We start from the raw sequence: 25,245 nt of genomic DNA, 5'->3' as shown, positions 1-25,245 counted from the left end.
TCAAATGTCTCCTTTTAATAAAATATCTTTAAATTTGACCTTCTGGGAATCTGAAGCATACTCATCAAACTTGTTGAACTGCTTGACACACAATATTGATTCGCGATACTTATGGGCCGGAATGGACAAGGAAAGACAAAATAGAATGGTGTCCAACCCTTCTGCAAAGCGTTGCCGATAAAATGCATAAATTGCCTTTTGATAATAAAACCTAAAATGCCTGTGAGCATAAACTATATTCTGCTGAGATGTTGAGGGATAGGTATCAACAAAACGTTCTAAAATGTGATCTATGTTTAAATTATATGCATTAGCTGCTTCTATAATAACTAAAAGTGCGTCTGGAATATGGTTAGGATGGTTTGCTAGGAAATTTATAAACTCATCAAGTATGTCGGTATTCCCTAATAGCAATTCCACACAATATTTATTGCCTTTGGCAAATTGACTAAAGTTATCGACTTCTTGCCTTCCTAAATCATCCAATAGTTCAAACCAACTTAAGTCCTCATATCCTTCAATACATGCCTTTGCCTCTTCATACCGACCTTGTTTAAATAAGACTGCACTTTTCAATAAATATGCTTGACCGTAGTAAACAACAAGATGTCGTTCGGTTTCTACTGATGATTCTGATAGTCTTTGACTTTCGAGCTTTCTCACCTCCTGTTGATATACAATATCTGATAGTACCCTAAGTTCTTCTGCAAATTGCTGAACTGTGGACCATAATTGCAGAGTATAACAAATATTTGCCAAATGCAAAAGGGCATCTAGCTGAAATCCTTCAGACAGTTTTTTTCGAAAGCCTCCAAAACGAATTACTGCTTTGAAGTTTTCATCAGCATCAGATCCAATACTAGCCCTAAAGACTCGATAATGACTGATGGCTAAGCGTTCAGAGTGGTTGGACTTTTCACCTTGAATAACTTCTTCATAAAAAGGAACGGATTCCTTTATGTTACCACTTAGATATAAGTTCTCCGCTACAGAAAAAAGCAGTTCCGTATATTTGGACTGATCTGCCAAGAGATTGATAGCCTTCTTGATCAATTCCGTTTTTCCAAGTTCAGCGCAGCGGAATAAAAAAGATTCCATTCGGGGTTTGGCCACCCTATTTTGGTAAAAACACTCCGCAAGGTAATACTCATAATAGTATCCTTCCGGTAAGCCAAGTAATTCTGTTAGCATATCTAATTGTTTCATCGTGATAGGTCGAAGTGATTTGCCTCGAAGGCAGGCGCTCAAATTCCCGACTTGAGGTCCGCCTTTTTCTTCCAGTTGAGACAATGTACATCCGGTTTCAGCTATAGCTTTTTCAAGTTCGCCGCGCAACGTAATCCTGTTATCCATTTTTCACCTCCTCTCTATATCCGGAATACCATATAATTCCACAATACCACATTTGGATTTTTCTACAAAATTGTACAAAAAGGGAATAGTAAAAAACAACCACATCGTGAATGGTTACGGCATATAATCTGGTCGCAATTCTCTATTACGGTAGTTTGTCAAATATGTTTATAATAGAAATTTTATGTTCATTTTGGTGATGTTTTGCCTCTTGTTGCAAGGAGCGCCCAGCTGAAGGTGAGACATAAAGCTACCACATCCACAATCAATGCACCCCAAATTTTGACCTGTTCCCATTGCATCATAAACAGCGAACGTAACCCTTCCAAAATATAGGTAGTCGGATTGAAAAGGGACACTACCTTCATCCAATCCTGCATATCTTCTCTCGGAAGAAAAGCTGGAGACAGAAAAATTAGCGGGAACAAGAACATGGCGGATGACTGTACAATTTGTGAATTCCCTGTTTGCATCGCTACCGCGATGGATATACCTCCCATACTCATTCCCCATAGAAATGAAATGATGATAGCTACCGCTACTCCAAGCATTCCGGTAGTTGAGGTTGGTCCTAACGCAAATCCAAGGCCGATAATGAGGCCGATCTGTAGCAATACCTGAAGCGCTCCCGCCAGCATCGGTGCTAGAATTAAGGCAGAGCGTGACAAAGGCATCGAGAGCAGTCTTTGAAAATATCGGGTTTCCATGTCCTGTACGAGAACCTGCCCGCAAGAGCTTCCAGATGCGGTAGCAAATATGATAGCTGTAGGCAAAAGGAACGAGGTGTAGTTGCCGCCGCTAAGCATGCTTGCGAAGCCGTTACTGCCTCCCAATGCACCATGATATACGATGAAAAAGAATGCTGAGATAAACAAATTAATCATGGAAGCAAAAGGCTGCCGAATTTGATTGGTGATAAGTCTTCCCGTTAATAGTCCGACTTGTCTAAACCATCCACTCTTATGCATTGGACTCGCCCCTTACCTGATAACCGGTCGTAGAAAGATAAATATCCTCCAGCGTCGGTTGTGTAATGCTTATACTTGTAATCTTAATGTGCTGTTCATGCAGAACGGACAATATTTGCGGCGCCTCGTTCGTACAATCTGCAACCTTCAACTTTACCTCAGCCTGGTCAATGACCGCATCCGGATACAATTGTGCTACTTGCTTCGCCTGACCGGCATTGTCAAGCAGAATCGTAATATACTCTTGACCGTATTGTTTTTTCAATGCTGAGGGCGTGTTCTCGATCGCGATTGTTCCATTCATGACGATACCGATCCGATCGGCTAGAACATCGGCCTCATCAAGATATTGCGTCGTAAGCAATACCGTAACGCCTTGATCTCGCAGCATCTTGACTTCCTCCCATATTATCCGGCGTGACACCGGATCCAGTCCTGTGGTAGGCTCATCAAGGAAGAGCACTTTGGGTGTACGAACGAGTGCAAGCGCAAGGTCGAGCCTTCTTCGCATTCCACCGGAATATGTTTTCAACGGCCTATCCGCAGCTTCTAGTAAATGATATCGCTCTAGCAGCTCATTCGTTCTTTTCTTCGCTTCTTTACGAGAGTATCCCCATAATTTTGCATGAAGCGTTACGATATTTTTTCCTGTTAGAAGCGGATCCAATCCGGTCTCTTGATTGACGATCCCCATAATGCTTCGAATTGCATTTGCGTTTTGCAGCAGGTCATAGCCCGCTATTTTTGCTGTCCCACCCGAAGGGCGAAGCAGCGTAGAGAGCATGAGCACTGTCGTACTTTTCCCTGCTCCATTAGATCCTAATAAACAGTAGATTTCGCCCTTCTGAATCGAAAAGGAAATCGATGATACGGCCTCTACTGTCTGTTTTCCCACCGTAAACGTTTTGGATAGCTTTTCTGCTACAATCATAATGATTACCTCTCATTGGGATAAATCTTGATCCACTTACCTGATAACGATATGCCCTACAATTTTATGCAACCGCTCCACATATATTCTAGGAACAGATTCAAGCAACGTTCTGCTTTATCTCCTGGCATGGCTCCAAAATCAATTTGCCATAAAATCGTTTCAGCTCCCAATCGAACATGGAGCTCATGCATTTGCTCCAACGCCTGACTTGGTGTGCCTACGATAGCAGCACCTCTGTCTCGCATCTGCTCAGGCGAATCTATTCTGAGTCCTAGGCCGAATCCTGTATATCTTGGATAATCAGACGATGTCCTGCTGTTCCAGGTTTTTGCTGCATCGGCCCACACATCCAAATATCTTTTTAAGTAGTAGTCTCCCTCTCGAATAGCCTGTTTTTCATCTGTATGTAAATAGATTGGCAAGCTGATAGCAACCTCAGACTGCAAATGAGGATGGTAATATGCAAAATTTTCACGATAGACATCAATAAATTCTTTTAACGAGTCATAGGTTTGAAGTCCCGGTGTGAGCAGCAGCTTGAAGCCCTCTTGGCCAATCCAGGCAAAGCTTTGACGCGACTGTACAGCAGCAATCCAAACGGGAATATGAGGCTGCTGGATCGTAGGCGGGAATATATTCACGTTGTCAAACGAAAAGTATTCACTCGTTATGGACACATTGGACTCCGTCCACAGCTTGCGTATCGCATGTATCGTTTCTGTGAATCGCTCCCGGCTTCCATCCATATCAATCCCAAAAGCATCGAATTCATCCGGGATCCAGGCTCTTGAGAAACCAATCTCCACTCGACCATTACTAATGGCATCCAGCATATCGGCATAGGATGCAAGCTCTTCCTCGTCCAACTTCTCTATTCTCCGATTACTTATTAGGAAAATAGATGTATCAACATATTTTGTTGTATTACACTATTAAATGTATATATACAATACAATACAATATTATACTAAAATTGAATTTTACTTTATTTTTGTATTTAAATGTCAAATTGGGAATGTCTTAATTTAGACTTCCTACATTTCAAGATTTAAGACATTAACAGCAGCCAAATGTTGAAGTACAGTGACTTGAATGTTAGTAAGCATATTGTAAATTTTTATCTTACGACTTTATTTGGATATATGTGGTATATGTGAAGTATTTGATTTCAATTTTCTAAACTGAATAGCAAGAAAGTAAACTAGAGTTTCAATCTATTTACTATGATGCAATCTTTCAAAAAAGTTGAGTTCGTATAAAATAGCTTTTTCCAGCCATGTTTATAACCGGATTCACAATACTGTCATACATGGACATACTGGATTATAAGCTTGTTTTTTGGTATAAATGGGGATGATACTATTTGATAAAGTAACTGAAGAAATTGTAATGGAGTTGACTTGTTTTGAATGACCCTACATTGTGCATTGTGGTTCCTTGCTACAACGAAGAGGAAGTGCTGAATGAAACCATTAAACGGCTCAACGGTGTGCTGAACGATCTGGAGCGGGAAGGTCTCGTTTCTTCAGACAGCCATGTTTTATTTGTGGATGACGGAAGTAAAGACAGAACGTGGCCTATTATCGAAGAGGCCAACCTTCAGGCACCGCACCTGCATGGTCTGAAACTGGCGAAAAATGTCGGCCATCAGAACGCACTGTTTGCCGGTTTAATGACAGCTAAAGAAAAGGCAGATTGTGTCATTTCCATTGATGCTGACCTGCAGGATGATCTGAATGTGATCCGTGATTTTGTGCTTCGTTTCAGAGACGGCTATGATATCGTGTATGGGGTTCGCCAAAGCCGGGAAACGGATACCTGGTTTAAACGGAATACTGCCCTTGGCTTTTACCGCTTCATGTCCTGGATGGGCGTTAAAATTGTGTATAACCATGCCGACTTCCGGCTGATGAGCAAAAGGGCACTCGATCATCTTGAGAAATTCAAAGAGGTCAATCTGTTTTTACGCGGTCTTGTTCCCATGATCGGATTTAAATCTACTGAAGTATACTATGACCGCCATGAGCGCTTTGCCGGGGAATCCAAATATCCGCTGAAAAAAATGCTCGCTTTCGCATTTGATGGCATTACCTCTCTAAGCGTAACTCCCATCCGTTTTGTCACGGTACTGGGATTTATTCTGTTTCTGGTCAGTCTTATTGCCGGAGGATTTACTATCGGACAGAAACTTCTTGGCAACACGGTTTCCGGCTGGGCCTCTCTTATGGTGTCCGTCTGGTTTATCGGAGGAATGCAGTTGGTTGCTTTAGGTCTGATCGGCGAATATATCGGCAAAATCTATAAAGAAGTCAAGCGCCGTCCACTGTACAACATCGAAAAACACTTAACAGCCCAAGAAAGTGCCGTACAGCAGGAAAAAGCACCCATGTTCTGACAAAAAGACAGTTGGAGGGGAATCTTAAAATGAAACGTATTCGCATTTCTTGGGAATGGATGATCGTGCTCGCTTCATCTATTGTAATGATTTATATCCTGCTTATAAAACCCGTAATCGGTGTAGCCGATAACGGTGATTTTTTGAGGCTCATGTCCTCGGTCGGATTGGGTAATGCAAACCCGAATGCTACATTTGAAGAGCTGTACTTCCGCTTTATCCATACTCAATTCGATTATGGGCCGATTAATGGGTTCTATTCTACTTTCCATACCGTGCTTGCTTTCCTTATTGTGCAGGCAGCCAGATTGCTTCACCCTTCTTATTTTGATATCCGTTATTTGGGGGCCGCCTATGCCATTCTGTTTGCGGTCACCTTGTATCTGATTATGAAATATTACAAACAAGGTTCGGCGGCAGCAAATATGACCCTGGCACTATGTTTGTTTTTCATCTTTACGGATATCGGATATGTAGCTTATTTTAATTCTTTCTTCGGCGAGCCCGTTTCTTTTATTTCACTGCTTGCGATCATGGGACTTACCGGATATCTTACAGTCAAAGAACGGCCTTCTTTGGCCGCTCTGATCCTTTTATATGTGTCCATGTTGGTTTTATCCGGGGCCAAAATTCAAAATACGCCAATAGGCATCGTACTTGGACTTCTTGGCTTTCATTTTATGTCATTGCGGGATGACCGCTTGTGGAAAAGAACGGCTGCCGCTCTCTCGGCTTTGGTTATTGCCGGCTCGGCCTGTCTGTATGTATTTGCTTCTTCAGATCTTAAACATATTAACATTTATCAGACAGTATTTTATGGCGTCCTCAAAGATTCACCCAATCCGGAAAAGGACTTGGAGAGTCTAGGGCTGCCTCCTGAACTGGCAGTAAACGCCGGGACAAATTATTTCCAAACAGATGCCGCTATTCCACAAAATGACCCCCAAATGAAGCAAAAATTCTACGGGAAGGTAAGTCATTTCAATGTCGGCTGGTATTACCTTACCCACCCTGGCCGTCTGCTGAACAAACTTGAGCGGGGAGTAGAAAACGGAATGACCATTCGCCCTTATTATTTGGGCAATTATGAACAGAGCGAACATAAAAATCCTGGCGAACTCTCACACACCTTCCAATTTTGGAGTGAGTTTAAAGACAAGGTCCTGCCTCGATCCCTCTGGCTGCTTACCTTATTCTATGTCCTTTATTATGCCGTTCTAATCAGGTACCGGCTAATGGCCTACACCGCGGCTGAGAAAATAAGGCTAGAGATGCTTATGTCCGTAGGCTTTATCGGAATCATCGCTCTGCTGGTTCCACTCATTGGGGATGGAGAAGCGGATCTCCAAAAACATCTGTTCCTCTTCAATGTTACTCTGGATATTATGCTGACAGTCTCTCTCGTATGGATCGTATACAGGATAGCCAAACGATTTATAAGGAACAGAAACCCCTATTCTTAATAATTGTATGAACCGGATTTCCACCATCCTTTTTTATGTAGGAAAAGGGGGGCTTTTATTAGTGATATTGATAATCATTTTCACATATGTATAATGAAAGGAATACAAAATCCTGAATCGCTATCATACGGGAGTCATGGAGGAACTAATTTATGGATATTTTTGAGGCAATTCGAGACCGAAGAACGATCGGAAGAGTGAAACCCGATATCATATCGGATGAAGTCGTAGGGCAGTTGCTGGAGGCTGCCACATGGGCACCTAACCATTATCGTACAGAACCATGGAAATTCATCATCATGAAGGAAAAAGGAAAGCAGGCCTTTCATGATATAGCCGTTCAGATCTCTCTTGATAAGCTGGAAAATCCCACTGAGGAAGAACGGGAACAACTGCTCAAAAAGCATAAAAAGCATGTGGATATACTGCTTCTTCTTGTTGTAGCCTGTGTTCCTTCTGATAATCCAAGAGCCATTCTGGAAGAGGAAATCGCAGCAAGCCACGCAGCTGTCCAAAACCTTCTCCTGGCTGCCCACGCCCTGGGACTTGGAGCTGTCTGGAGAGCCAATCCTTCTCTGGTCAATCATCCAAAAGTGAAAGAGCTGTTCAAGCTTAGAGAGATTGATCAGGTAGTTGGACTTATCTACCTTGGATACCGTGAAGCCAACCCTGAACGGGTGAAGCGTACCCCTTATGAAGAAAAAACCCTATGGCTCGACCAGGAAGTTTAACCTTCTTAACCTGAAAATTCCCCTGAACATATGCCAAACCGGAGCCTAACGGACTCCGGTTTCTTTACGCTGCTTATTGGAAGAAAAATTCACGACCTATTTTTGTGTATGCCTCATTAGAGGAAAACGCTTGACTATCCGTCTTTGCCAATTTCCCGGTTTTTTCGCTTCGTTCCTGCGTTGGGGATTAAACATAAAGGTATTCACGAGAACTGAAATAATGATACCTAAGGTCGTTTCAATCACCCTCATAATACTGTAATAAATCGGGGAAGCATCAGTAATGTTTAACATAATAGCAAGAAAAACAATCAGGGCGATGCTGGTACACCCTTTTTTCTCCAACAAATTCGTAGCGTACACGACAATCATCACACCCACGAAGATGAGCAGGCTGTCCTGGGGGTTTAAATAACAAAAAACAAGACCAATTGCGGCCCCGATCAAAGTACCAATAATCCGGTTGATCCCGGTTTCATAAGAATCTTCCACCGTATTCTGCATCGTTATGACTGCCGCAATGCAAGCGTAGAAAGGAGATTCGATTTGAAATAGCCGCAGGATCAGGATGCAGAGCAGCACGGCAATGGCTGTTTTGACGTTGCGCATTCCGATCCGGGGTAATTTTCTAATAAAGTTCACATGAAAAATCCTTTCCTATAATGAAAATGAGTATTTTCATTTTCATTATAGCTCCAGACCCCTTCCCTTCTATGACAACCGTCACTTTATGCCCATCCCTGCCTGTTTCTACGCGGAATCAAGCGCCGATCGTTATTCTTAGCGGTACAGTATGGACTGCGATGAAATGCCAATGCCCGAATAAATTTCCATAACAATAGAGGTTTATTTGTTATGTTCAGAAAGTAGTATAGCAAAAAAACTAGTTAAGCGCTTTCTCTATGTATATAGAAAAATAGCCGTCCGGATCTTGATTCTGACGGCTTGTACAGGTTTAAGTATACTCCCGGGAAGGAACAGGACCGCAGCTTTCCCTCTGGATTAATTCTGCCGGCAAAATGACCTTTTTGGCAATAGCCCGGTTTTTTTGCATGCGTTCCATCAAAAGTTCAAATGCTGCGGCTCCCACCCCTTCGGTATGAAGTTTAACCATAGTTAAGGATGGCGTAAGAAATTTTGCCACCGGAATATCGTGAAATCCGACAATGCTGATTTCTTCAGGCACTTGAAGCCCCCGTTCCTGAACCGCCCTTAAGGCCCCGATGGCAATATTGTCGCTAGCCGCTACCAAAGCTGTTGGAGCCGGATCATTTTGCAGAAGTTCTTTAGCAAGCCTGTAACCATCTTCCGCCTGGCAACAGGTTCCGGAACGGCTATAGGTCTCAAAATCCAGACGCTGTTTGCTCAACCAGCCGGTATAAGCGTATTCTATACGGCCGTTTCGCCCATTTTCTCCCGTTCCAATAAAGCCGATTCTACGGTGGCCTAATCCTGTAAGATATTGAAGGGTTTTAACCATGGCTTCCTCAACATCCAGCGTTACCTGATCATATCGCTTGTCCCATTCATTTGCATCGATTTGTACCACATGTTTAGTTAAGCGGGATAGCTGCTCCAGATCCCCGGGTTCTATCTGGCCTACCGTAATAATACCCAGGAAGGATTCACTTCCCGTACCAGTCTCCTCTTTATTCAAGGATAAAAGCTGAACCGGATAATGTCTCGCGGCTGTCTCCAAAGAAAGCCGTAAGGAGGCTGAATAAGCATCCGGTGTTTTCTCTTCGTAAGCAGAGGAAAACATGAGCCCCACTTTCATACGCTTGCTATTAGCTTTGGCTGATGATTTACGATAGTTAAGCTGTTCGGCAATTTCAAAAATGCGGCGTTTTGTTTCGTCTGATACAGATAAGGTCTGGTCCACATTCAGCACACGGGAAACGGTGGAAATGGAAAAGTTTGCCTGTTCGGCAATGTCTTTAAGGGTGGCCATTTGCATCAACTCCATTGGCATCCAGAATATTCGATTTATCAGGTAAACAAATACGAGAAAAATGAAAAATTCCTAAGGAGAGCGATTATGAAGGGCGTTCTTCTAGAAAGATGAACAGGTTCAAACTCTTGCTTAGATTGTAACACATTGAATAATCAAAAAATACCAAGGCTTTATCAGCAAGCTCAGGTATGCCGATTCAGCCAATCTATCACGTCAATTGTAACCTCATCCCGGTTTAATTCATTTAAAATTTCATGGCGGGCGCCCGGATACAGCTTGCTTTCCGCCTGGAGACCAAGCCGGCTATAAGTTTTCATCAACTTCTGAATGCCTTTGCCCATATTTCCCACCGGATCCTGTTCACCTGCCAAAACAAAAATAGGCAGGTCTTTTGGAATTTTGCTCATAGATTCTGTCTTATGAATATCCCGCAGAAGACGGAAAAAATCGTGATAGAAAGATACGGTACTCAAATTGCCGCAATAAGGATCTGCTATATACTTCTCCACTTCTTCCTCGTCCCGGCTTAGCCAATCAAAAGGAGTTTTCGTCGGTTCAAACGCTTTGTTAAATCCGCCGAATGCCAGAGAATCCACCCATTTGGAGCGGTATTTTTTCCCTTTTATACTCATAATCGTTCTGGTCACGGCTATTCCAAGTGCCAGTTCAATCCCCCTGGGACCATTGCTGCCGGATAAAATCACCCCATCAATATGCCGGGAAAACGTATAAATATACTTTTGTGCCAAAAAAGAACCCATGCTATGGGCAAAAAGAAAAAGCGGAAGCCCGGGATGGCGGCGTTTTATTTCCTCGCTAAGCTGCCCCATATTCCGAACCATCCAGTTAAACCCGTCTTCTCCAACGTAACCCAGCTCATCCGGATGTTTTGCCGTCAATCCGTGCCCCCGGTGATCGTTGGCATAGACGATGTATCCTTCTTTTGCAAGCGACGCAGCAAACCTCTCATACCGTTTGGCGGTCTCCGTCATGCCGTGGGCAATTTGGACAACCCCCCGTATAGGGACTTGCTCCAAAGGCTGCCATGTATAAACATGAATAGATATTTGTTCAGGATCCTGTAATTTCCAAGTTTGTTCAATCATGATGATGGTTCTCCTTTACACCTTACTTCTTCACAGATTTAATCAAGGCTCTTCCTGCATTTTTACTTACTCCTTGCTGAAAAGTCCATCATATTTATTTTAGCTTTCTTTTCCGAAAGCCGAAATCCTCTTTTTTTCAACATCTTTATCAAATCTTCATGTAATGTTAAAAAAAGCCACTGACAAACGCCAATGGCTAAGATAAATGATTCCGTAAAACCTCTTATAATTTCCGTGAAGTTGTTTTTGCCTGAGTGAACAATAACAAGTAGTCATACCCGCCTGCTTTTGAGTCCGTACCGGACATGTTGAATCCTCCGAACGGCTGGGCTCCGACAAGAGCTCCCGTGCATTTTCGGTTAATATAAAGGTTTCCGCAATGCATAGTTACCAGCGCCTCTTCGATCCTGCTTTCGTCCCGTGAGTAGAACGAACCCGTTAATCCAAATTCGGTATCATTGTACATCCGGATGGCCTCCTGCCAATCCTTTGCTTTGGCTATTGCGAGAACCGGGCCGAATATTTCTTCCTGCATTATTCGGGCTTTTCCTTCCAAATCCGCAAACACGGTAGGCTGAATATAATATCCGTTTCCATCTGCCTTATCCCCGCCTGCCAGCAGGTTTCCTTCCTTTTTTCCAATCTCGATATAAGATAAAATCTTTTTATACGAGGAACTGTCGATTACAGGTCCTACCGGCGCATTGTGTTCCGGGAGGCCCACAACCAGCTGTTTTGTTCGTTCGACTACTTTACTTACTATTTTATCGTATACGGATTCCACGATAATTGCCCGGGAGCCTGCCGAACATTTCTGCCCCTGGAAGCCGAAAGCTGATGCAACGATTCCCGCAGCCGCATCGTCCAAATCGGCCGTTTCGTCCACCACAATACCGTCTTTTCCGCCCATCTCTGCAATAACGCGTTTAATCCAGATTTGTCCTTTCTGAGTTTCAGCAGCCAGCCTGTTGATACGAAGCCCGACCTCTTTAGAACCTGTAAAGCTGACAAACCTCGTTTTAGGATGTCCCGTTAAGTAATCCCCCACTTCGGCACCGCTTCTGGGCAGGTAATTAATAACACCATCCGGAAGCCCCACTTCCTTCATCAACTCCACAAATTTGTAGGCGATGACCGGTGTGGCTGAGGCAGGTTTAAGAATAACAGTATTTCCGGACACGATAGCTGCTGCCGTCATACCACAGCAAATGGCCAACGGAAAATTCCACGGAGGAATGATCATACCTACACCAAGCGGAATATAAGTTAGCCTGTTGTCTTCCCCTTCCAGCTTGACCAGCGGCTGATGTAAAGAAGTTTGGCTCAAGCGAATCATCTCGCGCCCGTAAAACTCCAAAAAGTCTATGGCTTCAGCTGTGTCCGCATCCGCTTCCGCCCAATTTTTCCCGGCCTCCAAAACCATCCACGCGGAAAATTCATGCTTTCTTTGTCTCATCTTATCAGCAGCCTTGAACAGGTAAGAAGCACGTTCGGCAGGAGCTGCCTTTTTCCAGGATTCAAAACTGGCCAGGGCGGTCTGCATAGCCTGCTCTGCAAGTTCAATAGAAGCTTTGCCCACTTGTCCTATCGTTTCATCCAGTTTACCCGGATTAATTGATACAATCTGATGCTCCGTGTGAATGGACTTTCCGCCAATAATCAGAGGATAGGATTGTCCAAATTCCTTCCTGACTTTGGCAATGGATGTTTTCATGGCCTGCTTATTCTCCTCCAGGGCAAAATCCGTAAAAGGCTCATTGGCAAAGGGGGGAAGTTGAGTTAGGGTGGTCATACAATCGCTCCTTTAAATCAAATTATTTATTTGAACAAATTTTTTAGCACAAACCATACATTAGCGGGGCGTTCAGCAAGACGCCTCATAAAATAACCGAACCAGTCCACTCCGTATGGAACATATATACGGACTTTATATCCTTCTTGGACCAGCTGCATTTGGAGATCCTCACAAATGCCATAAAGCATTTGAAATTCAAACTGGTCAAGCGGAATATCCCGCTCTTTTACAAATCGTTTAGTCTCATTTACTATTTGGGGATCGTGTGTAGCGACAGCCGTATAGCAGCCGTTTAACAGACGACGATGAATGAGCTTCACATAATTGCTGTCCACATCTTTTTTGTCCGGAAAAGCCACTTCAGGAGATTCCTTATAGGCTCCCTTCACAAGCCGAAGGTTGGCATTGTACCGGCTTAAATCTTCCACATCCTGTTCAGAGCGGTATAAATAAGCCTGAATGACGATCCCCACATTGTCGTATTCCTCCCGAAGCTCCTTATAAATATCAAGGGACATCTGGCAGTGCGAATAATCTTCCATATCAATCCGCACAAAATTGTTCAATGTCCGGGCCCGGTCCAGAATACTCCGCATATTTCGAAGACAAAGATCCCTGCTGATATCAAGGCCCAGCGAAGTCATCTTAATTGACAGATTCGACCGGACGCCACTTTCCGCTATGGCATCAAGCGTAGCAAGGCACATATGGGCGGATTCGTTTGCTTCCTCCTCATTTCCCACAAATTCACCCAGATGGTCGATTGTAACGGCCCTCCCCGACTCATTCAGCTTTTGTACCCGTTGAACCGCCTCTGCTATAGTTTCTCCGGCCACAAACCGGCTTGCCCCAAAACGGAAACCGTAACGTCTCGCCATTCGGTTGGCTGAGCGGCTTTTGCCTAATGCCTGAAACATGTTGCGAAGCATCGTCTCCATGAGTTACATACACCCTCCATATAGATGAAGTACAATTTAGCTCTTCCGGTCTAATTAAGACTAACGACAGCTTTTTCACGAAAGCGGATACACAAGATATCGGTTGGATTGTTTCTTCTGTTCTTCTTGGTTGTGGAAAGAGAGTTCTTAAAAGGGTGCGGCAGGCTGGTCCAGGATGTCCGTGAAATGAGTACAAAATTGAGGTTTTAAAGCAAAAATAAAATGGTATTTATTAACACTACTAGTATAATATGTCCGGTGATCTTGTGCAATCATTCTTTCGTTAATGGGCTCATTCTCCGTTTTTGAACTTACCAGTCCCTTATGCTCTCCTCGAAGAGACATTTATCTATAAAGGGAAATCGTGAAAAAACAGGAAAACGGGTAAGTTTCCGACCTTTCAGCTTTTGATAAGAAGGAATTTGTCGTTATTTATCGAAATAGATACGCGGCCATCTATTTTTGCATGAAAGGAGTCGAAATAATTGAAAAAGCTGTTTGCCATTCTCTTGGCTGCATCTATGCTGTTCACTGTAATCCCACAAGGGAATGCCAGCGCTGATACTTCCCAGGTTGCCGTGAAGCTGGTGAACTACATAGGCAAGAATTCATCTATTGATGTTAAGGTAACTGGAAATTACCGGATTTCAGAAACCGGATCTGCCTTAAACTCAGGCCAAACCTACACGGTGAAAGCCTCGTCCGGCGTTCTTTCCCTTTATTCGGGAAATCAAAAGCTGCGAGAATTCGGAGCGCAATTTTCCATGGTTCCCGTTACCTACGGCACCAGTTCCACGTTAACCATTCAAAATGGGAACAGTTACACGGGTACGATCACTTTCCAAGCGGAAGGCTCTATCGTAACACCGGTAAACAAACTGCCTATGGAGGATTATCTTAAAGGCGTTCTGCCAAAGGAGGTTAGTTCTGCCTATCCGCTGGAATCCTTAAAAGCACAAGCGGTTTCCGCACGAACCCACGCAAGCCGTTTTACATCCGCCGGTAAAACAATGGATGATACAACAAGTTATCAGGTATACGGCGGATACTCCAGCTAGCAGGATAAAACCAGCCAGGCAGTAGATCAAACTGCCGGAGTCGTTCTGATGTACGGCGGGACCTATGCACAAACTTATTTCTCTGCCAGCAACGGAGGAATGACTGAATCTGCTGAAAATGCATGGGGCGGTTCTTCTATACCTTACCTGACCGCTAAGCGCGACCCGTATGATGATTCATACAATTGGTCCGTTACATTGAACAAAACACAAATTTCTACAGCCGGTCTCGACCTTAAAAATCCGAACAGCTGGTGGAGTCAGGTGGTTGAAGCCAACAAAAATGAGGCCGCCAACATGAAGACTTTTATGCTGAATAACGGCTACGGAGGCAAAGACCTGAAAATCACCGGGATTTCCAGCCTGACCGTAGATGCTGCCAAAAACAGCAGCGGGCGAAGCATAAAAGGAAGCATCACCGTGCAGTACATGGCCAAAAATGAACTGAACCCGGACGGGTCCATCAAGATTCAGACAGCAACTTTTCATGATCTGAAGCTTAGCCAGCTTCGCGCTATGATAGGAAACGCGATTTGGAAAAGTCTTCTGGTTACGAATGTGACGAACGGTTCGAACAGCTATACCGTCAGCGGTAAAGGCTACGGCCATGGGGTCGGAATGAGTCAATACGGTATGAAAGCCCGGGGGGAAGCCGGACAATCCTACAAAGAGATTTTGCAATTTTACTATCCGGGGACAACCCTCACGGGTGGTTCTGATCCCGGTCCGGGACCTGATCCGGTCATTGACCACATTAATCTGATCGCGACGAGTTCCCTTCATATGTCACCTGGCGGACCTGTGGACGGAGCGATCACGGCCCAAACCGTAAGTGTACTGGCGAAACAAGGGGAATGGGTGAAAATCCAAACCTGGAAAGGGGCCCGATGGATCGTACCGAATAGGGATTTTTCCCTGCCGGTGAAGCTTCCTCTGTCCAAGGATACTTCTTTGCATGAGAAACCGGATTCCAGCTCCACTTATATGGGAACCGTCTCGGCTCCGCAAAATGTCAGTATTTTAAGTAAGGAAGGCGACTGGTACCTGATCGAAACCTGGAGAGGTCCTCTTTGGGTGTTGCCAAATCATGATTTTTCGCTTCCGGCTACGATCACCCTGACCAAAGTGACATCGCTGCACAACGAGCCTGACGAAAAGAGTGCTTATTTGGGGGCTTTATCCCCGCAAACCGTATCCGTATTGGCTAAAAAAGGCGATTGGTATCAAATCACCACTTGGAAGGGGCCTCTTTGGATCGTACCTAACCGGGATTTCTCCGTACCGGAAAAGCTTCTTCTGTTTATGAATACTTCCTTGCATGAGAAACCGGATTCCAGTTCTACTTATATGGGGACCGTATCAGCTCCGCAAAATGTAACGGTTCTGGATAAAAAAGGAGACTGGTATCTGATTCAAACCTGGAGAGGTCCCTTGTGGATACTGCCAAACCATGATACTTCTCTTCCAAGCACGATAACTTTGACAAAAGTTACATCACTGCACAGTGAACCAAATGGGGTTTATTCAGGGTCCGTATCCCCCCAAACTGTAACTGTACTGGGTAAACAGGGCGATTGGTATCAAATCTCCACCTGGAAGGGACCTCTCTGGATCCTTCCTAATCAAAATTTTAATTAATATGTTAAGAAACCCGGACGAATCATGTCCGGGTTTCTTGCAATCTGATCAAGAAAGTTTCTGTTAATTCCTGAGACAACCATTCTTGGTTTCCTGCAACCAAAAATCCACATCGTAGCCCACAAGAACTGCATGTTCGCAGTCGTAATGTTTAAGCGGTTGCAGTTCCATAATATCGGACCAAACCAGCTGGTCATTGGAGGTTGCCTGGCTGCAGGATTCATGTTAGCCCAGATATCCAAAGAAGTCGTTCATAAAACGGCGGGCATCGACCTGAACGCAAACCCGGGTTGCAGTTGACGGATCAGATAACCGCCTTATATCTTCTGTAGTTCTGCCTAGTGTATCTTCGTCCAGATCCACGTAAACCGGCATAGGCACCGTTGTTACCAAATCCGGCATTTTCGCTACACCCACTGCAAGAGGATCATGAAGTGCACACCCTTCCAAATAAGGATGTGCTTTGGCGTATGCATTTAAATAATGTTCAGTAACCTCCGCCAGAAAGCAGCCCAGCAAGGTTCCGTTTTTTCTCCACCTGGCCACATCCTCCCGGCTAAGCAAGGTTTTACGGGTCACATCAAGTCCGACCATTGTTACCGGTAAGGCAGAATCAAACACCTGCCGGGCTGCATGAGGATCAATAATGATATTAGCCTCGGCAAATTTATTCACGTTTCCCGGTGTCATTACGGCACCGCCCATCACCACTACCTTGCCAATTTTACCGATAATATCCGGTGCTTTGGCAATGGCCCGGGCCAGGTTCGTTAAAGGGGCTGTTGTGACAAGCGTCAATTTATGCTGCACGCTGCGGGCCTGATCAACGATATAGTCAACGGCATCCTGGTTGGAAACGGGCTGTTCCGTTAAGGGCCCCAATACATTACCTAGTCCGTCCTTACCGTGAAACAAATCCGGCTGATAATCCCGGATCAGTTCCAAAGGTTGTTTCGAGCCACGGAAAACAGGGACATCCGCTCCAAGCCGGTCCAATACGGCCCGGGTATTCCTGTAAGTATAATCTACCGGAGCCATACCGTACGTTGTGGTAACCCCAATCAGCTCAATCTCCGGAGAAAGAACGGCATAAGCGAGAGCCAGGGCATCATCTATGCCTGTATCTACATCCAGTATCATTTTCATGCTTCTTTACTGCTCCTCCCAAGGCTTTCTGCTTTCAATAGCCCTCTCTCTTAATATTCGTTCCCGCCCTTCTTTTTCCTTCCCGGTAAACCAATAGCAACGTTTGATTCCTTCCGATTCCCAGTAAGCAGTAGAATGTGGTATGCTTAGTACAAACTATACTTAGGCCTTTGATAATAAAAGAAAGGAAGGAACATATGTGAAGATCGTAAAGGAAGCATGGAGCTGGATCAGCGCGCTTGCTATCGCATTTATCCTAGCTCTTATTATAGGGATGTTTGTATTTAAGCCTTATAAAGTAGACGGCCAATCTATGGAACCTACTTTAAACGATTCGCAGCGAATTTACATTTCCAAGCTGTCCCATACCTTTTCCTACGAACCGGACTACGGGGATATTGTGATCATTGACAGCCGCTTGGACCGGAAACGCTCTATTGTGGATGACTTTCTGGAAAACCCGCTGATCAGTCTTTTCCGTAAAGGCAAAGATGATTTCCTGTATGTCAAAAGGGTAATCGGCAAACCCGGAGACACGCTTGAATTGAAAAACCATCAGGTTTTTCGGAATGGGGAGGCACTGAATGAGCCTTATATCAAGGAAGCCATGAGAGAGGAACCGGATAAAACGTGGGTAGTTCCGGAAGGACACATCTTCGTAATGGGGGATAATCGAAATAATAGCAAAGACAGCCGGATGATCGGTTTTGTTCCCATGGATCATATGCTTGGTATCAAAATGTTCGGCAGCAAAAAAGACTAGCGAAATTTTTGCCAGTCTTTTTTGCATGATGAATAACATTTTACATGCCTGTTCCCGCCTGCTGCTTTCTTATTTTCTTCTTAACCAGCCCTCTGGCTATATAGACTAATAGCTGTACAAAACAGGCGATTCCTAAAAAGGTAAAGGGAACTATAGCATAAAAATATCGGGTAGTTGGAGCAAACGGTAAATACAAAACAAACCCCGTTAAACCAAGAAGCAGTACCCAAAGAAACTCTTTCTTTTTCCTGTTCCATAATAAGGATAATACCAGGCCGGCTCCTCCGGCCATTGCTAAATTTTTATAAAACAAATCTTCGGCAGCGCTGGTAACATGAAGAAATCCCGTGTATACCGTATTGATTAAATATTCCGCTTTCCCGATAGTATACCATTCAAGATAGAGCCAAAACTCCTGGGTAAACCCTTGGAAAATGCGCTGCCAGGCCAGTTTTCCCAATTCATCCGGCGGAATGGCCGGGTCCACATCCGCATTATCGTTATAAGGAAATGATCCCCATAATAGAGGATTGCCTGCCTGCTCAGCCAGAATCACCATTTTCCCCATAGTGACCAGATTTCGAATCCACCAGGGCCCCATAATCAGCAACAATCCTCCTGCAAGCAGTAGAATCGGACGCCAGGATAGTTTCTTTTTCCGTTTTTGCAATAGCATAAATCCAAGCAATAATAAGAAAAATGGAAATAGTACGGGTCTGACAAGCAGCGTGCACCCGAATAATAGGCCCATAAGGAATTCATGCCCGCCGCCTTTTTGAAAATGAAGGATCATAACCAGGGCAAAGGCGGACAACAAAAACAAATACAGCGTCTCTGTAAAAAGATATGAAGACAAATAAATGAAACCAGGATGAATCATGCAGAAAAAAAATATAAGACAAGAGATAAAACGGTTATTAAATAACCTCCATGCTATCCAAAAAAAATAAATCCTGTACATAGGCTAAGAAGATTTTGAATGGCCTGGATAGCCACCAGCGGGGGATCCTCCCCATATCCGAATACAGTATAAGAAGAGCGTATACCCTGGTGTAGTAAAAGCGTTAGGACCCTCAGGAGTAGAAAAAGGTGTAAACCCGTAATAGCCCTTTTCGAGGAGTACCCTAACCGATTTATCGTAGCCATATTCATCCCCGGCCAATCTGTATTCAGTCTTGCTGTATAAGATATCTTTATTCCAATCTGTCTTTACATACCGCAGAGATCCTCCTAAAGCGGTCAGCAAAATTAACAAAACCATTGCGCCTAAACCTATTTTTTTCGTCATCTTTTTTCCCTTCCAGTTCATTCCATGCAATTATATTACCATACCCTAAAAAAAATTTGACGTTTATTTCGAAAAAAAGTTCCTGTGTTTAAGGAAAAGTTAAGAAATGACTTCTTTGTCCCGTTAAAAAAAACCGCTGTATCTTATTCGATACAACGGTTTGGTAGAAGTCATTAAAAGTACCCTTGTCCAGTGTTGGTCAAGACTCCATTTTGTAGAGATTGAAAAAAAGCCCCTTTCTTGATCCCTGTCATGATCCTATCTGCTTCGATAACGGTAATTTCCGCTTCTGGAAACACCTAATATGCTGCAGAGTTCCGTTACTGGATACTGTTCTGCCGCTGAATCGATGATACTTTTTTAAGACATCATTCTCCTGTTTGAGTTGCAACACGTACCAATCCTGATCAATGTGGGATACAATCGTAGCAGCTTCCTCTTGTGCTCCTTACGCCGTCCCCATTGATCCAAGAGCCCAAACTCACCTAACTCCCTGTATTTGCACATCCACTTCTTCATTCTATCCTTGTCCTGAATTCCGAAATGTTCCTTGATCTGCCGATAGATCCACTTCTCATCGATATGCAGCCGGGTCGCCTTTTTTTCACTTCATCTGAATACGGTTTAAACTTCTGTCCTTTAATCGCCATGAAAAATGCCCCCCTTATAATTCATCAGTTTACCCAGGGGGGTTTTGCCAATGTCTATTATAAAGGGTGCACTCCAAGGGTTCTTTTCCTCTGTTGTGGTACTTTATCTTTTTTTCGAAAAAGAAGTTGTATTATGAAAATAAACGAATGTCGTACAATAACACTTATGCGACATTAAGAGGGTGAGGAGAACAGAAGATGAATCAACAAAACATGATTACTCAAATCTCTATGCTGGAAACTCAGGATTATACGGATGAACAAATCATTCAGATGTTTTTAGCCATATGCTGCGGTGCTGCAAATACACGAAGGAATTATGAAAGGGCCCTTCAACAGTTCAGGGAATTCATTTCTTATAAACCGTTTCAACAGGTTACCTGGAAGGAAGTGGAGGCTTACAAACTTTCCTTGATTCAAGGGAGATTTGCCAAGTCCAAGAAACCTTTAGCACCAGCAAGTGTAGCTGCTTTCATTACTCCATTAAGATCGTTTTATAAATGGGGAAGCGAATCCAATATCGGTATTTTCAAACACAATCCCACAGTTAGTGTACGAATGCCTCCCATTCAAGTGAACAGCAAGAAGCATTTCCTGACGAAATACGAAGTGGGTAAATTGCTGCAGTGTCTCAAACAGCAAAGTCTGCGCAATTATCTTATTGGTCTTTCCCTTGTTTTGCTGGGGCTGCGTGTATCGGAATTGGTCTCGATGAAGTGGGGAGATTTTCATCCCGACCCTTTGGAAACTTCCGTCTGGTTAACCATTCCAAAAGCAAAGGGTGGAAAAAGCCGTGACATTAAAATACCGAAAGCGCTTTGGAAATTATATACTGAACATGCGGAAACACTCTCCGAATCTGCAAATCCCCATGCTAATCTGCAGCTTTTTCCCATTTCAGTACGGCAAATCGAACGCATAATTAAGTCAGCCGGAATACAGAGCGGAATCGTAAAAAAACTGACTCCACACTGGCTTCGCCATACTAATGCTACCTTAGCTTTGCTTCAAGGGGCTTCTTTACAACAAGTTCAAGAAACTCTGGGGCACTCGCATATTAATACAACGCAGAGATACTTGCATACTGTGGAACAAATGAAAAAAGCTGCGCCCGATTTTGTGCAGGACTGTTTGAAAGATTACATCGTTTGAATAAAATGACTTTTAACCTATACAAAATTAGGCTCTTTGGCCTATAATATGAACTAACCATCCTATAAAAATACTAAAAATATTGGTTTAAACACTGAAAAATGTCGCATAAGTGTTATTGTACGACATTGACTTTTGATTGCCTTATCAAAATCATCATTTTAGTTAGTAGCATTTGCATAATTTGGTTCAAAGTAAATTTATTCCTGTATGTTGACGAACAAAACCTTTTCGATCCATATATACTGCCACCACAAGCTTCTCGAGGTATTTATGCAAATTGCTGAACTGAGAATCGCCAGACACGATGCAGCTGTGCGCACTGAAAACGGAGGCGGAGAAGAAGTGAAAAATTCACGATTATTTGTAGAGAAACAATTACTTGCTTTTGAAGAAGATTATCATATAAAAAAATGGGTTGATTTTTTACGTTACAAACATCCGGATACATATATGCACTGCAAACGGGTAGCTCTTCTTGCCGGCAAGCTTGCAGACTCCTTTTTATTTGACCTTGCAAAAAAAGACCAGCTTGTGAAAGGCTGTTTTTTGCATGACCTCGGGAAAGCTTACATTCCGTTACATATATTGAATCAGAAAGAATCACTAAGTAAACAGCAGTGGGAAATTGTTAAACTGCACACTTCCATAGGCGCTGAGCTTCTGGAATCTATACCCCGGATAGATCCGGCTGTTATTGATGTGATCCGGTATCACCATGAGCGCTGGGATGGCAAAGGCTATCCCGAAGGGTTGGCAGGAGATAATATTCCTTTGTTCGCCCGCATTTTTACAGTTGTAGACTCATTTGATACGATGATTTCAGACCGCCCCTATCGAAAAAAATTACCCGTGGAAGAGGCCAGAAACAGATTGCTTCAACATGGGGGAACCCAATTCGACAGTGCTATTGTGCATTGTTTCCTTAGCCTTACCGACGAAGCTCTGGAGCTTGATCAGGTGACAGACCGTATATAGTTGCGAAATTTCATTTTTATAAATCCCCTCTGTTTTATCCAAAATTTGATATAATGAAAAAAGAATTTTTACTTTCGCATGCTGCATAATCGGATTAAAATGTCCAATTCCTCTAGGGTATTTGTTCAAGGAATTTCATGCACATTACTAAATTAAACATCGTGGATAAACGGGAGGATTGTGATGAAATTAAAGCAAAGCCAGTATTCCATGGGTGTTTTGGCAGCTGGATCAGCATATCTGATATGGGGGATTTTGCCCATTTATTGGAAGCTGGTTGGGTCTGTTCCTGCCGAAGAGGTTCTTGCCCACCGGATCATTTGGTCGTTAGTATTTATGATTCTGGTTCTTTCCAAGATTGGAAAACTTAAGATGGTAGCTTCAGAAATAAAACATGTGTTCAAGCAAGGCCGAATGGGTATCCGTCAGTGCGTGGACGGGGCTGACAATCGAAACGCTCATCATGACGCCGTTCGCTCTTCTCTTTCTTTTATTTTTTGACCAAAGCACTGTATCATTATGGGACAGGGGCATTTCGATAGTGTTGCTCCTGATGGGGGCAGGCGTTATTACTGCCATTCCTTTACTGCTGTTTGCTGCCGGGGCCAAACGAATTTCCTTCACCCTGGTAGGCTTTCTTCAATATGTTGCGCCAACCATCATGTTGATTTTGGGGTTATTTCTATTTCATGAGCCTTTCAGCTTGCCCCAATTGCTTTCGTTTATTCTCATTTGGATCGCACTTATCATTTTCTCACTTTCCCGCTCCTGGGAGTTGCTTCGAAAAAGAAAATTGAACAGCAAGCCCGAGTTTCAGAAAATGTAGAAGCAAGAAGCACCCGTTCGGGTGTTTTTTCTTTTTCGCCAAGCCCTGGCCGCATTTCCATTTTGGCATTGAAATTAAAGTGATAAGGAGCCGGATTTAGATGCTGAAAAAACTTTTGTGCAAAGGAACAAACACAGTATAAATGCTAAACCGGAAAAAATGAGACAAACAAGCTGTAAGGAAATCATATCTGACAGAAGGCCGACTAATAGAGTTAATAAAATCTGAATGATACCCTGAGTTACATCCGATAAACTGGCAAATCTACCCATAATGGAAATGGGTACATATTTTTGAAAGAAAGTCGCGTAACCTGAACTGGCGAATGCCATAAAGAATCCTAATAATACAAATGAAACAGCAGCAGTTACAAAATTAAAAGACGAATAAAACGTAATATAAAACAAAGTAGAGAGCAGTGCGCCTATGCTCATAAACCAGCGATAGGATATTTTTTTAGAAATGAAAGCAGCTAGGAATGAGCCCGCTAATGAACCTGCCCCGGTCAAACTGATGATATTTCCGTAATCACTTTCCGTTAAATGCAAATTCAATTTAATGAAAGTGGCTTCCTGTGAATCTATTGCATATCCGATTAACATCGCACATTGAAAAAACACAAAAACAGATACAAAATATGCGGCTTGCTTAACAAATTGACTAACGGCTTTCCAATCCTCGATAAATAATGTCATACTAATTGGTTTCCGGATATCCGGAGATTCTTCATTTACATCGGGTAAAAGAAAAATGAAAAAGGCACAACATATAAAACTTGCTGCATTAAAAAGGATGCAAAAATCAGTCCCAATAGTCATGATCAAAACGCCGGAAACCGCAGGTCCCAACAAAAATGCCCCCGAATTAGCCATACTCAAGATAGAATTAAATCTCTGCCTGTTTTCTTCAGGTATGAGTTTTGTTATATAAACAGATGAGCTTGGTCCAAAAAAGGACCCGAATATACTGATGATTAACATGATTCCGTAAATCATCCACAAAGAGGATAAAAGAGGAATCAACAATATTAGAAGCCCTCTTACGAGATCAACAAAAATCATCAATCTTCTTATGTTCGAACGGTCTATCAGACTTCCTGCCCAAACATTAGTTAAGAGCATAGCAATGGGCCTTATGACAAAAAGTCCGGCAACAGCAGCAGCTGAACCTGTCAGATCCAAAATGGATATGTTGATAGCGACAAAATAGATCCAATTCCCCAGATTAGAGAAACCAATCCCTGAAACCAGAAGCATTGCTTGTTTCCATTTTTTCATTATTCACCTCTAGAACAATTATTACTATTGTTAATAGAATTTACGTAAGATAGGACATTGATCAGTAGGAAAAAGAAAAAGAATAGTCATGGAGAGAATAATTTTGATATTGATGGCAAGTACTATTTGATTCGGGTTAGTAATCGAGTAGTTTCATTTTTCTTTTCATAGAGACCTAAATTCTTAATAAATTGATCAATTTCAACAATCATAAAAGAAAAATGAGTAAATGGATTAGTTATTAAAGCCAAAAGTTGCCATAATGCTATATTAATGAACCATTTTTTATTGACTTTTATTAATTTTTGACCACGATGCATTATCCAATGAGGATACCATTCTAACCCCGATGGATTAATAAAGGCATAAGTGCCTACCATAACTGGGACAAATGAAGCCTCCGGTTTATCTTGCAAAAGAAGAAATTCAGTAATATCCGCACTTCGAACAGGGTCATAAACCAATTGTTTTATATCTTGATTTTCTATTTTCTTATAACTGAATAATTTGAACTTCTTCTAATTCTGCAAAATCATTATCTTCTCTAATTACATTATCTTGATTTGTTTCAACTAAAAACAAAATATTATTATGATTTGATAATCTAGATAATGATTTCGCACTTTTGCATACAATTATTTTATTTTTTATAATCGTTTGATCAATATATTCTTTAGAGATGATTGAGTTCATCAAATATGAAAATAGATTAAATCCATCCCACATCCTCATTTCCTCAGCAAGTGGAATAAAAAAATAATGAAGATTCTTTTCACTTTTTTTTATATAAAGTTTAACTAGTCTGTCTAATAGTGCTTCCATTAACAAATCA

Annotated in this window: 23 protein-coding genes and 1 pseudogene; 9 read left to right on the top strand and 15 right to left on the bottom strand. The window is 42.8% G+C overall.

Going from position 1 to position 25,245, the window contains the following annotated elements; all coding sequences use genetic code 11:
* From BXP28_RS00220 to BXP28_RS00205, 4 genes are all read right to left on the bottom strand, one after another.
* Complete coding sequence (locus BXP28_RS00220; RefSeq protein ID WP_023483168.1) at nucleotides 1-1,353, bottom strand: hypothetical protein; 1,353 nt, start codon at nucleotides 1,351-1,353, stop codon at nucleotides 1-3.
* Nucleotides 1,354-1,541: 188 nt separating this feature from the next.
* Nucleotides 1,542-2,321, bottom strand: a complete 780-nt coding sequence (locus BXP28_RS00215) for an ABC transporter permease (protein WP_023483169.1) — start codon at nucleotides 2,319-2,321, stop codon at nucleotides 1,542-1,544.
* Entirely contained in the window at nucleotides 2,314-3,252 is a 939-nt protein-coding gene (locus BXP28_RS00210; protein WP_023483170.1) for a daunorubicin resistance protein DrrA family ABC transporter ATP-binding protein, read from the bottom strand. The genes BXP28_RS00215 and BXP28_RS00210 overlap by 8 nt, the downstream gene beginning before the upstream one ends.
* Before the next feature lie 56 nt (nucleotides 3,253-3,308).
* Nucleotides 3,309-4,121: an LLM class flavin-dependent oxidoreductase gene (locus BXP28_RS00205; RefSeq protein ID WP_051428079.1), complete on the bottom strand. Its 813-nt coding sequence runs from the start codon at nucleotides 4,119-4,121 to the stop codon at nucleotides 3,309-3,311.
* Nucleotides 4,122-4,660: 539 nt separating this feature from the next.
* Between BXP28_RS00205 and BXP28_RS00200 the strand changes: the two genes are divergently transcribed.
* The 3 genes from BXP28_RS00200 (at nucleotide 4,661) to BXP28_RS00190 (ending at nucleotide 7,844) form a co-directional block, all read left to right on the top strand.
* Nucleotides 4,661-5,650, top strand: a complete 990-nt coding sequence (locus tag BXP28_RS00200; protein ID WP_024094967.1) for a glycosyltransferase family 2 protein — start codon at nucleotides 4,661-4,663, stop codon at nucleotides 5,648-5,650.
* 29 nt (nucleotides 5,651-5,679) lie between these two features.
* Nucleotides 5,680-7,113, top strand: coding sequence for a glycan biosynthesis hexose transferase WsfD (gene wsfD / locus BXP28_RS00195; protein WP_023483173.1), 1,434 nt, complete (start codon nucleotides 5,680-5,682; stop codon nucleotides 7,111-7,113).
* Between the two features lie 152 nt (nucleotides 7,114-7,265).
* Nucleotides 7,266-7,844, top strand: coding sequence for a nitroreductase family protein (locus BXP28_RS00190; RefSeq protein WP_023483174.1), 579 nt, complete (start codon nucleotides 7,266-7,268; stop codon nucleotides 7,842-7,844).
* A 96-nt stretch (nucleotides 7,845-7,940) separates the two neighbouring features.
* On the opposite strand, the gene BXP28_RS00185 is transcribed toward BXP28_RS00190, so the two are convergent.
* The 5 genes from BXP28_RS00185 to BXP28_RS00165 form a co-directional block, all read right to left on the bottom strand.
* On the bottom strand, nucleotides 7,941-8,486 hold the full coding sequence (locus BXP28_RS00185; protein ID WP_024094969.1) for an FUSC family protein: 546 nt from the start codon (nucleotides 8,484-8,486) through the stop codon (nucleotides 7,941-7,943).
* Nucleotides 8,487-8,799: 313 nt separating this feature from the next.
* Nucleotides 8,800-9,795, bottom strand: a complete 996-nt coding sequence (locus tag BXP28_RS00180; protein ID WP_046655024.1) for a LacI family DNA-binding transcriptional regulator — start codon at nucleotides 9,793-9,795, stop codon at nucleotides 8,800-8,802.
* A gap of 185 nt (nucleotides 9,796-9,980) precedes the next feature.
* The gene (locus BXP28_RS00175) at nucleotides 9,981-10,904 is read right to left on the bottom strand and encodes an alpha/beta hydrolase (RefSeq protein ID WP_023483177.1); all 924 of its coding nucleotides are present in this window, start codon (nucleotides 10,902-10,904) and stop codon (nucleotides 9,981-9,983) included.
* A gap of 223 nt (nucleotides 10,905-11,127) precedes the next feature.
* Nucleotides 11,128-12,696: an L-glutamate gamma-semialdehyde dehydrogenase gene (pruA, locus tag BXP28_RS00170; RefSeq protein WP_023483178.1), complete on the bottom strand. Its 1,569-nt coding sequence runs from the start codon at nucleotides 12,694-12,696 to the stop codon at nucleotides 11,128-11,130.
* Between the two features lie 26 nt (nucleotides 12,697-12,722).
* Entirely contained in the window at nucleotides 12,723-13,637 is a 915-nt protein-coding gene (locus BXP28_RS00165) for a proline dehydrogenase family protein (protein WP_023483179.1), read from the bottom strand.
* Nucleotides 13,638-14,122: 485 nt separating this feature from the next.
* Between BXP28_RS00165 and BXP28_RS00160 the strand changes: the two genes are divergently transcribed.
* Entirely contained in the window at nucleotides 14,123-14,695 is a 573-nt protein-coding gene (locus tag BXP28_RS00160) for a SpoIID/LytB domain-containing protein (protein WP_023483180.1), read from the top strand.
* Nucleotides 14,696-14,743: 48 nt separating this feature from the next.
* Nucleotides 14,744-16,333 carry a SpoIID/LytB domain-containing protein gene (locus BXP28_RS00155; RefSeq protein WP_023483181.1) on the top strand — a complete coding sequence of 530 codons (1,590 nt, stop codon included), beginning with the start codon at nucleotides 14,744-14,746 and terminating at the stop codon, nucleotides 16,331-16,333.
* 225 nt (nucleotides 16,334-16,558) lie between these two features.
* On the opposite strand, the gene BXP28_RS00150 is transcribed toward BXP28_RS00155, so the two are convergent.
* Entirely contained in the window at nucleotides 16,559-17,479 is a 921-nt protein-coding gene (locus BXP28_RS00150; RefSeq protein WP_023483182.1) for a nucleoside hydrolase, read from the bottom strand.
* 199 nt (nucleotides 17,480-17,678) lie between these two features.
* Here BXP28_RS00150 and lepB point away from each other — a divergent pair, with 199 nt between their 5' ends.
* Nucleotides 17,679-18,242, top strand: coding sequence for a signal peptidase I (gene lepB, locus BXP28_RS00145; RefSeq protein WP_023483183.1), 564 nt, complete (start codon nucleotides 17,679-17,681; stop codon nucleotides 18,240-18,242).
* 40 nt (nucleotides 18,243-18,282) lie between these two features.
* Here the strand turns inward: lepB and BXP28_RS00140 are convergent, their stop codons facing one another.
* Together BXP28_RS00140 and BXP28_RS00135 are read right to left on the bottom strand one after the other, a co-directional pair.
* Complete coding sequence (locus BXP28_RS00140; RefSeq protein WP_152532857.1) at nucleotides 18,283-19,065, bottom strand: hypothetical protein; 783 nt, start codon at nucleotides 19,063-19,065, stop codon at nucleotides 18,283-18,285.
* A gap of 141 nt (nucleotides 19,066-19,206) precedes the next feature.
* Nucleotides 19,207-19,530, bottom strand: coding sequence for a hypothetical protein (locus BXP28_RS00135; RefSeq protein WP_036657995.1), 324 nt, complete (start codon nucleotides 19,528-19,530; stop codon nucleotides 19,207-19,209).
* 848 nt (nucleotides 19,531-20,378) lie between these two features.
* Between BXP28_RS00135 and BXP28_RS00125 the strand changes: the two genes are divergently transcribed.
* The 3 genes and pseudogenes from BXP28_RS00125 to BXP28_RS00115 all read left to right on the top strand — a co-directional run bounded on the left by BXP28_RS00125 (nucleotide 20,379) and on the right by BXP28_RS00115 (nucleotide 23,136).
* Nucleotides 20,379-21,332, top strand: a complete 954-nt coding sequence (locus BXP28_RS00125; protein WP_023483185.1) for a tyrosine-type recombinase/integrase — start codon at nucleotides 20,379-20,381, stop codon at nucleotides 21,330-21,332.
* A 273-nt stretch (nucleotides 21,333-21,605) separates the two neighbouring features.
* Entirely contained in the window at nucleotides 21,606-22,310 is a 705-nt protein-coding gene (locus BXP28_RS00120; protein WP_023483186.1) for an HD-GYP domain-containing protein, read from the top strand.
* 183 nt (nucleotides 22,311-22,493) lie between these two features.
* A pseudogene (locus BXP28_RS00115) lies at nucleotides 22,494-23,136 on the top strand (EamA family transporter).
* Nucleotides 23,137-23,210: 74 nt separating this feature from the next.
* Here the strand turns inward: BXP28_RS00115 and BXP28_RS00110 are convergent.
* From BXP28_RS00110 to BXP28_RS00100, 3 genes are all read right to left on the bottom strand, one after another.
* Entirely contained in the window at nucleotides 23,211-24,413 is a 1,203-nt protein-coding gene (locus BXP28_RS00110) for an MFS transporter (protein ID WP_036657992.1), read from the bottom strand.
* Nucleotides 24,414-24,535: 122 nt separating this feature from the next.
* Nucleotides 24,536-24,877: a hypothetical protein gene (locus BXP28_RS00105; RefSeq protein WP_036657990.1), complete on the bottom strand. Its 342-nt coding sequence runs from the start codon at nucleotides 24,875-24,877 to the stop codon at nucleotides 24,536-24,538.
* A 28-nt stretch (nucleotides 24,878-24,905) separates the two neighbouring features.
* Nucleotides 24,906-25,235: a hypothetical protein gene (locus BXP28_RS00100; protein WP_023483190.1), complete on the bottom strand. Its 330-nt coding sequence runs from the start codon at nucleotides 25,233-25,235 to the stop codon at nucleotides 24,906-24,908.
* Nucleotides 25,236-25,245: the final 10 nt, after the last annotated feature.

Source organism: Paenibacillus larvae subsp. larvae, from assembly GCF_002003265.1.
Taxonomy (GTDB): domain Bacteria; phylum Bacillota; class Bacilli; order Paenibacillales; family NBRC-103111; genus Paenibacillus_H; species Paenibacillus_H larvae.
This window is presented reverse-complemented; position numbering and strand designations above follow the sequence as displayed.